The organism is Lacrimispora amygdalina, assembly GCF_900205965.1.
Lineage (GTDB): Bacteria > Bacillota > Clostridia > Lachnospirales > Lachnospiraceae > Lacrimispora > Lacrimispora amygdalina_A.
Window position 1 is genome coordinate 1 of record NZ_OAOF01000058.1, and the last position, 3,031, is coordinate 3,031.

The 3,031-nt window shown below is 38.8% G+C and carries 4 protein-coding genes; all 4 read left to right on the plus strand.

Annotation, left to right across the window (positions count from 1 at the left end; genetic code table 11):
- Positions 1–456, plus strand: a 456-nt coding sequence (locus tag CRO04_RS25500; RefSeq protein WP_141401054.1) for a transposase, incomplete at its 5' end; no start/stop codon positions are given.
- A 152-nt stretch (positions 457–608) separates the two neighbouring features.
- Positions 609–1,007, plus strand: coding sequence for a deaminase domain-containing protein (locus tag CRO04_RS25505; protein WP_097007035.1), 399 nt, complete (start codon positions 609–611; stop codon positions 1,005–1,007).
- A gap of 23 nt (positions 1,008–1,030) precedes the next feature.
- The gene (locus tag CRO04_RS25510) at positions 1,031–1,357 is read left to right on the plus strand and encodes a hypothetical protein (protein WP_097007036.1); all 327 of its coding nucleotides are present in this window, start codon (positions 1,031–1,033) and stop codon (positions 1,355–1,357) included.
- Between the two features lie 993 nt (positions 1,358–2,350).
- A partial coding sequence (locus CRO04_RS25515; RefSeq protein WP_141401055.1) for an IS110 family transposase occupies positions 2,351–3,031 on the plus strand: 681 nt, incomplete at its 3' end.

Below are 3,031 nucleotides of genomic sequence, written 5' to 3' on the forward strand. Positions count from 1 at the left end.
TTAGCAGGGCTTGATCAGGAAATCGAGAAGATCCTGCTTAGTTTTGATTATAAACTGACCAGTATGCCTGGTATAGGGACGTCGGTAGCCAGTAAGCTGATTGCAGAAATCGGAGATATACGAAGATTTTCCAATGCTGATAAGCTGGCAAGATTCGCTGGAGTGGCTCCTGTAAAGTTCAGTTCCGCCGGAAAAGGTAAGGAACAAAGTTCCAGACAGGGAAACCGCCAGTTGCATGGACTGTTTTATTTCCTGGCAGTAACCATGGTGTCTAAACCCAAGAACGGAGTACCTAATCATCCGGTGTTTTATGATTATTATATGCGAAAAATCGGTGAAGGAAAGACAAAGTCTCAGGCATTGGTCTGTATCATGCGCCGTTTGGTGAACATTGTGTACGGAATGATGAAAAACAAGACGGAATACCGGGAACCGATTCGAGAAGAAGAACAGTAATTTTTCTGTTTAAAAACAGCACAAAGACGTGCTATAATTTTTTTATTGAATAAAGATTTTCACCGTTCGTCGCATACCTCAGTACTCCACCTGAGGGGGCGGGTAACATAAAAAAGAGCCTTAGCGATAAAATTAATAATATAAGAGAACAAATGCCTAATAATCCACTTAAAAATAAAGGTAATATGGCTGCAGCAGAGGTTGATATTCCTGGGATTAAAAAAGAGTTTAGCGCTCATAGTAAGATTAATTCCTCACTAGATAAGGGCGCAGATATAAGTGATTTTTCTTTATTGAAACCAGAAGGGGATAGATTATTTAAAACTTATGAACCAGCAGCATCTACACTAACAGGTACTCCATTTGACAGATTCCATGATACAGAAGCTAAAATTTTAGAAGATATTGCATCGCAAATAACTGATCCAAATATCTCCGGAACCATAGATTTATTTACAGAATTACCAGCTTGCCAAAGTTGTACTAATATCATTTTTGAATTTAAAAGGAAGTTTCCTAATATTATATTAAATATTCTTACTAAGGATTAGAAATGTGAAGGGAGAATTAAGCAATGGATTTAACTTATTTAGAAATTAAAGAAGATATGCAAGATTCATTTGACAGTCTATACAAAAGAGCCAATTACACTGCTAAAGACGCATTCTATGCGACACTAGAGGATTACATAACACATGATAGTTCAACAGAAACAGAAGAGTGTTGTATTTATGTAAATTTCGCATTGATTTTAATTAATGCTGAGGAAAAAATAGAGTTTTTAAAATATAGGCTTTTGGAATTAATAGATGATAAGAATATAAGTCTTTACAAAGAGGAACTTAATAATGACTTTACCAACTTTTATCAAGATTTAATAACACTTAAAAAATTATTATAGTATTAATTTTAGGCAATTATCCTGAATTATTAAACCTCCAAATTGATAGGAATTTTAAAATTACCCCTTTTGAAGGTTTTGGGTTGAATATGCTAATGTTTAAATGGAGTCGTTCATAACCCCGTAAATCTTTTGCATATATGGGTATTCCCTACAAGCGCAACCCCGGTTACGACCCCAATGCCAAAAATTCGACCCCGATGATAAAGTCCTCTCAGCCCGCATTGCGGGCTGATGTTAGCCGAGTCGGGGAAGGTTTTGACCCCGGCTCTTTAACCAGCATCATTTTCGACCCCATGGTTCACCTCTGCTTTTGTAGCCGAATAGAGTGAAAATCTAACAGTTTGGAATTTTATAAATGGTTGCGAAGGTGCGACTTGAGGAATATAAAAAACTGGCATATATGCGACACTTTCTATAAAAGCAACAGGAGGACGAACAGTAGGTAACAGTAATCCAAACACTTAACAGGTAAAAGAGGAAAATCCATCTTTTTCAGATTTGCCCAACGTGGTGTTTAATTGCCTGAATGGCATATATGTTCCACCATCGGTTTTACAGGTCACACAGGGGCAATATTTTGCGACACAGGGCAAGTTGAAAGTGGTATATTGATTCTATTTCATTGGAAGCTTAGCAAGATCGTCTACCCTAAGGCTCATGGTGAACCATGGGATTTACAGGAAATTGATTCTATGCTAAACTGGGGCTGCCGGGGGTTACAGGGGGTAGAGATACTTCTTTTGTAGCTCCTTTTTCTTTCGCTTTTTCTGCCGTTCGTTCTCCTTTAAAATAAATCCAGAAATGACTTGCAATCCACTCCATACAGAGTTAACATCAACAACCAATAAAAGAAATAACTTGTCCTTTCACCCATTGGTTTGTTGTAGATAGGCTGTCGCCCCCTTGCGGACTCGTAAAGAGTTAACGCTGTCATCTGAGGTTGCCGGTACAGGAACTGATCGGTTGGAAACAAGATCTGGAGGGAGAGAATTGCAGAAAAGAGAAAATCTGCTTTATGTAGGGATTGACCTGCATAAGGAAAGTCATACCGCAGTGATGGTGAACTGCTGGAATGAAAAGTTAGAGGTAGTCGTGATAGAAAACAAGCCCAGTGAATTTAAAAAGCTGGCAGAAAAGGTGAACAGGAAATCCCGTCATCTTGGACTTGAACCCATTTATGGATTGGAAAATGCTTACGGTCACGGCAGAAGCTTAGCTGTCTGGTTAATTGAATGTGGCTGTATTGTGAAAGATATCAATCCTGCCCTGGCATATGATCAGCGAAAAAGTGCACCAATGCTACGAAAAAATGATGAGTATGATGCGTATTGTGTGGCAACGGTTCTCATTAACCAGCTACATACCTTGCCAGATGCAAAGCCAAAAGATAACGAATGGACACTGGCTCAATTAGTAAATAGGAGAGATTTACTGGTGAAAGATGGTATCCGTTTTAAGAACGGACTCCATGAGCAGATATCCATGGCATATCCCAGCTACAGTAAGTTTTTCAGCGAAATAGACGGGAAATGTGCTATGTATTTCTGGAGGGCCTACCCATCCCCTGTTCATTTGCAGGGAAAAACGGCAGAAGACCTAACAGTCGAATTTAAGGAAATAGCTCGTATTTCCAAGAAAGACAAAGCAGAATTAATTCTGGATTGCGTTCAG

Bases quoted from the DNA above. Each gene is read 5' to 3' on its own strand.
- CRO04_RS25505 (WP_097007035.1), top strand. From the start codon at position 609: ATGCCTAATAATCCACTTAAAAATAAAGGTAATATGGCTGCAGCAGAG.
- CRO04_RS25510 (WP_097007036.1), top strand. From the start codon at position 1,031: ATGGATTTAACTTATTTAGAAATTAAAGAAGATATGCAAGATTCATTT.